General features: G+C 58.7%; 5 protein-coding genes. 4 read left to right on the forward strand and 1 reads right to left on the reverse strand.

Annotation, left to right across the window (positions count from 1 at the left end; genetic code table 11):
• Positions 1-474: 474 nt before the first annotated feature.
• The 4 genes from WBP53_RS08985 to WBP53_RS09000 all read left to right on the forward strand — a co-directional run bounded on the left by WBP53_RS08985 (position 475) and on the right by WBP53_RS09000 (position 4,471).
• Positions 475-2,652: a hypothetical protein gene (locus WBP53_RS08985; protein ID WP_423928072.1), complete on the forward strand. Its 2,178-nt coding sequence runs from the start codon at positions 475-477 to the stop codon at positions 2,650-2,652.
• A 147-nt stretch (positions 2,653-2,799) separates the two neighbouring features.
• On the forward strand, positions 2,800-3,441 hold the full coding sequence (locus WBP53_RS08990) for a DUF5671 domain-containing protein (RefSeq protein ID WP_423928074.1): 642 nt from the start codon (positions 2,800-2,802) through the stop codon (positions 3,439-3,441).
• The gene (locus tag WBP53_RS08995; RefSeq protein WP_423928076.1) at positions 3,438-3,875 is read left to right on the forward strand and encodes a hypothetical protein; all 438 of its coding nucleotides are present in this window, start codon (positions 3,438-3,440) and stop codon (positions 3,873-3,875) included. The genes WBP53_RS08990 and WBP53_RS08995 overlap by 4 nt, the downstream gene beginning before the upstream one ends.
• Positions 3,876-4,153: 278 nt before the next feature.
• Positions 4,154-4,471 carry a high-potential iron-sulfur protein gene (locus tag WBP53_RS09000; RefSeq protein ID WP_423928078.1) on the forward strand — a complete coding sequence of 106 codons (318 nt, stop codon included), beginning with the start codon at positions 4,154-4,156 and terminating at the stop codon, positions 4,469-4,471.
• A 62-nt stretch (positions 4,472-4,533) separates the two neighbouring features.
• Here WBP53_RS09000 and WBP53_RS09005 read toward each other — a convergent pair.
• Positions 4,534-5,699, reverse strand: a 1,166-nt coding sequence (locus WBP53_RS09005) for a serine hydrolase (RefSeq protein WP_423928080.1), incomplete at its 5' end; no start/stop codon positions are given.

Genomic DNA, 5,699 nt, shown 5'->3' on the forward strand with positions numbered 1-5,699 from the left:
AGTCCACCCATAGCCACCATACAAATCAACCACTTACACTGAAGCAGCGACATAGATGGCCAGACAGAGGCCGGATTGCCGTTTGTGCGGCTGCGTGATCTCCTCATGCGCCCGGACGCCTGCTCGGAAAAATCCGTCAAGGCCTCAGTGGGGCAATGCCTGCAGCCGGGATACAGGCTGAACTCCCGGATCAACTTCGCGGCGCGCCAGTTGCGAATGAGCAACTTGATGGACTCACTCGGGTCGTCGTGCGAATGCGCGATGCGGGCGATCCGACATACGTCCCTGCTCATTGAATGATGACTTCGGCGAGTACTGATCTCCCGGCGTTCTGGCCTCAACGATAAATGCCAACTGGGCCTACGAACGTCGCTGACGGGTTACCAAGCTTGGGATGGCATGCCGTCACCTCACGATCGCGGCGGCAGATCCGGATTTCGATGCAGCTTATTTCTCTTCCATGGGAGATTCCAAATGCTCACGTCCACGCGCTTGATCCTGCTACTCGCACTCGCACTCACGCTCTCCACGAACGCCTTCGCCGCGACGATCTTCTCGGAGGATTTCCAGGACGGGAACTACACCGGCTGGACGATCGGCGGCAGCGGCTCCAGTGCCACGGCCAACCTGTATGCCAGCAACTACTCGCTGCGCTTGCGCAATTCACGCACGGCGACTCAGTCGGTGCCGACGACTGGCTACACAGGGGTTTCCATCTCCAGCAGCATCGCCGCCTATCTGCTCGAATGGAACGACACCTGCGTGACAGAAATCTCGACAAATGGCGGCAGCAGCTGGACTTCGGTCAATACCGTTGTCGATGGCCAGGACAATGGCGTCACCCTGTACACGACAAGCGCGTCACCTGCCGGCATCGACAATAACCCGAACGTGCAGGTTCGCCTGCGATCACAAGGCAACAACAACGCGGACTACTGCTACTTTGACGATATCGAAGTGACTGGCACCGGCGGCACGCCTCCGCCGCCCGCGTGTGACTACGATTGCCTGCCTGGCGATGGCACCGTCAGCCGCAGCTCACTGACCTATTCGACATTGCAAACAGCAGGCACTGGCAGCCTGGTCGACATGTCGGCATTCGCCGTGCCATCGGGCGCGGCCGATCCGAGCAACACCTTCCAGGGCACATTGAGTTTCACGGCCGTCCAGCGCGGCTGGAGTAGCATGCGTGATACCTACAGCTATTCCGGTATCAGCAACATCAAGAAGCTGCCCGACTTCAACTACCAGTTCGTCCAGCACGGCACACATCTGATTCCGGTGAATCGCGGCCTCCAGATCACCTCGCACCCGGTGTGGGAACTGATCCTCGAACCCGGTCGTGTCTGGAACGAAACCTCCGACAGCGGATTTTCACGTGCTGCGATTCCATTCGCTTTGCAGGAGTACGGAGCAAACTGTACGCACAATGGCGTAATGAGCTTCCTGTTCAAGAACGACGGCTCCATTTCGTCGGTGGCTTACGAGATCGCCTCGGAAACCTGCAACTACTATCAGTTCAATCTCTACGGTCGACTCAGCGCTTCGTACACCCCGGCTTCCGTAGCCAATGCCGCCACCATCAAATCGGACTATGTCACCGAAGTCAGCAACCGCATGCCGACCCAGCCGATCAGCGCGCTGGCCACGGATTACCCGGGCACCGGCATCAGCACTTCAAACATCGGTAGCGAACAATCCGCCAGCGCGCGTTCGGCCTTCGGCGTCGCCTACAACGGCGTACATTACACCGGCGGCTGCGACACCCGTTACGGAACCTATCCGTATTGCGACGTACTCGACCTGCCCTCGTACTCGGTAGCCAAGTCGACCTACGGCGGCTACGGCCTGATGGCAATGGAGCAACTCTACCCAGGCGTGAAGAACCTCAGCGTGTATAGCCAGGTATCGACCTGCCCGTCGTCACGCTGGAACGATGTGAAACTCGAGAACCTGCTCGACATGTCGACCGGCAACTACACGAGCTCCGGCTTTGAAGTCGACGAAGGCTCGACGGCAATGCTCAACGGCTTCTTCCTCGACTACAGCGATAGCGGCATGACCAGCTTTGCCTGCAGCTATCCGCGCAAGGTGACGCCCGGCACGAGCTGGGTCTACCACACCTCGGATACCTACCTGCTCGGTCGCGCGATGGACCAGTACCTTGGTCAGGACAGCTACACCTGGATGGTCAACAACGTCTACAAGCCACTGAAGCTGAGTCCGACGGCCTACACCTCGGTGCGCACGTTCGACGCCTCCAACCAGCAGGTATCCGGATTCGGCCTGACCTACCACCGTGACGACGTGGTCAAGCTCGCCGAGCTGGTCAACAATGCGGCAGGCACCATTGGCGGCACCCAGAAACTCAAGTTGTCGATGGTGAACGAAGTGCTGCAGACCACTGCATACCATGGACTCAACGCAGGCAGCGCCTACGACAGCTACGACAACGGCTTCTGGATCTGGAAGGCCGATACAGCGCTGGGCTGTGGCAGTGCAAAGTACATCCCGTACATGTCCGGCTTCGGCGGCATCTCGGTCGTCCTGCTGCCGAACAACATGGTCTACTACTTCTTCAGCGACAACGCCGAATACACCTTCAACACATCGGTTGGCGAACTCGACAAGATTGCTGACTTCTGCAACTGAGGATAGCGCACCGGTCAGATGCGTTTCCATGGCCCGGAAATTGGGGATTCCCAATTCCCGGGCCTGGGGTTTGCTGGCTCAACTCCTTTCTTCCCTGTTTTTACTTTGCCGTGTTTGCCATACTTCGATTTCCATCGGAGAAAACGCATGGCGTCGTCCTCGGCTGAACTGGAAGTATTTATCCGCGAGGCTCTCCTGCGCGGCGCAAGCAGATCAAGCGTTCGACAAACGCTGCTGGATGCGGGATGGGCCACGGAACAGATTCAGAATGCGCTCGATGCATATGCGGATCTGGAATTCGTTGTTCCGGTGCCGAGACCACGCCCTCAGCTCTCGGCGAGAGAGGCATTTCTCTACCTGGTGCTTTTCACGGCACTGTTCCTTAGTGCGTACCACCTCGGCAGCTTGCTCTTTGACCTGATCAATCGTGCCTGGCCTGATCCGGCCATGAATAGAAGCTGGCGTTCGCCTGACGAGAGTATTCGCTGGTCAATCGCTTCCATCCTGATTGCATTTCCGGTCTTTCTCTTTGTCGCGCGCCATCTCAATCGTGAGTTGACGCGCAGCCCGGTGAAGCGGCTTTCTGCGATCAGGCGCTGGCTGACCTACCTGACACTGTTTGTTGCTGCAGGCTTCCTGATCGGCGATCTGATCACGCTTGTGTTCAACACCCTTGGGGGGGAACTCACCATCCGGTTCATTCTCAAGGTCATCGTTGCCGGATTGATCTCCGGCGCCATCTTCGGCTACTACCTGTGGGATCTGCGTCAGGATGAGCGCGAGACATGAACCCGACTACACGCAATCGCATGCTGGTTAGCGGAGCGACACTCGTTGTCATCATCACGGTTGTTGCCGGGCTCGTCGTGATCGGGCCGCCCTCGCTGCAACGCGAACGCAAACTGGACCAGCGTCGCATTTTCGACCTTTCCCAGTTGGTCCGGCAAGTGACGAACTACTGGAAAAGCAACAAGAAGCTTCCGATGAATATTGACGCGCTTGCGGAGTTGCCAGGCTTTCGAATTCCGTCGGATCCGAAGACGAGCACGTCATACGAATACACCCCGACCGGTGAATTGACATTCAAGGTTTGCGCTGTCTTTGCACTGGATACTTCTGAAGCGCCCCACACCGCCTACTTTCCGGGATCGGAGGAATGGCTGCATGGCGTCGGCCACACCTGTTTCGACCGCAATGTCGACAAGGTCTCGGACAGCGAATGAGTTGTCAGGCATTGACCAAGGCCCGGCATGGAGTGAATCGCGGAATCGATATTCAAGACTGGGCCCTGGCTGGCCACTGATTTCTTGAAGCCGAGATCCCGTGGCGCTAGAACTGGGTGGGAATCATAGTGTTCTGAAAGGGAAATCTGGTGGGATCTGGCTGGTACTGAAGCATGGGAGCCGATCAGCATCACAAATCGAAACAGGATTGATTCGCGTCAAAACATGCGGCATGGGTGAGCTAGTAGAATTGCCTGATTACTTCTCAGGAGATCACCATGAACGCACCCGACAAGAACCGCCGCCGCTTCCTTGTTTCCAGTGCTGTTGCCCTTGGCAGCTTGCCCTTGATTGGTGTTGCGCTGCGCCAGCAGGCACATGCTGCCGATCTGCCGCCGTTGCCGGAATCCAATGCGCAGGCGGCAGCGCTGAAGTACACGACCGATGCCAGCAAGGTGACGGCGCCGAATTTCAAGGCAGGAAGCGATTGCGCGAATTGCCAGTTCTACCATCCGGATACGAAGGGCTGCACGCTGTTCGCCGGCTTCTCGGTGGAACCGAAGGGCTGGTGCTCGGCCTGGGCTGCCAAGGCCTGATTACTTGACTCAAACTTGATCGAAGGACGGCCCGCTGATCGCGGGCCGTTTTCGTTTCGGCGTTATTGCGAGTTGCAGATGCTGCCGAGCTTGGCCAGCTCCACCGCCGGCTTGGCGAAGTTGATCGAGGCGAGCTCGCCGTCATCGGCCACGCTGTACCAGGTGGCGCCATTCGGAAACATCACGACGAGAATGCCGCCGAAGCCCGACATGAAGGGTACCCAGGTTGGCTGCTCGCAACTCAGCTCGTTCTCCAGATTGCGCGCCCAGAAGCCGTGCTGGTAGCGGAAGCTTTCCAGATGAGCGGCTTGTAGGCCGCGAGCGCCACTGTCGCGCTGCATGGCCTGGTCAAGCAGGGTGTCATCAAGCAGTGACTGGCCATCGATGCGACCACGATCGGCGCCGAGGAATCGTCCCAGTTTCGCAATGTCGTCGGCGTGCAGGAACAAGCCCCAGCCGAAGAACGGCTGCGCTTGGGCATCGTAGCTGCGCCGGGTCGTGCGTGCGGTCGGGCTCAGCTGCAAGGGGGCGTAGAGTTCGGCATCGATCACATCGGCGAAGATATCGCTGTCGGCATCGCCGGCTTGCCGCTTGAGCACATTGTCGAGGGCGACGCCAAGCAGGTAGGTATCGGGCGTGTGATAGACCCATTCGGATCCCGGCTCGGCAGCGCGCGGATAGGCTTCGCAACTGAAGGCAAGTTTGTGCGCGTAGAGGGTCGCGTCAAAGAAGGGGACGATCTTGGCGGCATCCTCGTCGGCCATGTAAGTGGATGAATCATAGTGGCCGGTACTCATGTCGAGCAGATCCAGCAGGTCGACATCCTTCCAGGCCTCGGTGCGGCAACCGCTGGCCGGCACATAAGCGCTCATCGGCTTTTTCGCCGTGCCCGGATAGCGCTTTTCCATGCGCATCAAGGCCATGCCGGCAACCGCCGATTTCGCGACCGAGTACGAAGGGACGTCTAGCACTTCGCAATACGGATAGTCGCCGTGGCGGGTCGGGCACGTGGATACGTAGTGCACGTTCTTGTAGACGACACCGTGGCGGGTTTGCGCGCTGTTCGCTGCAGTGGCCAGATTGGCAACGTCGATGCCGGGGAATTCTTCAGTGAGTCCAGCCAGGGGTCTGGTGGGTATCCGAGCAGCGACTTCGCGCCGATAGGCAGCGATGACGGCGTCCGCGCCCTCCACTGCCATCGGCGTGTACTCGGCCTTGAGTATTCCCC

The organism is Dokdonella sp. (genome assembly GCF_049593775.1).
GTDB lineage: Bacteria > Pseudomonadota > Gammaproteobacteria > Xanthomonadales > Rhodanobacteraceae > Dokdonella.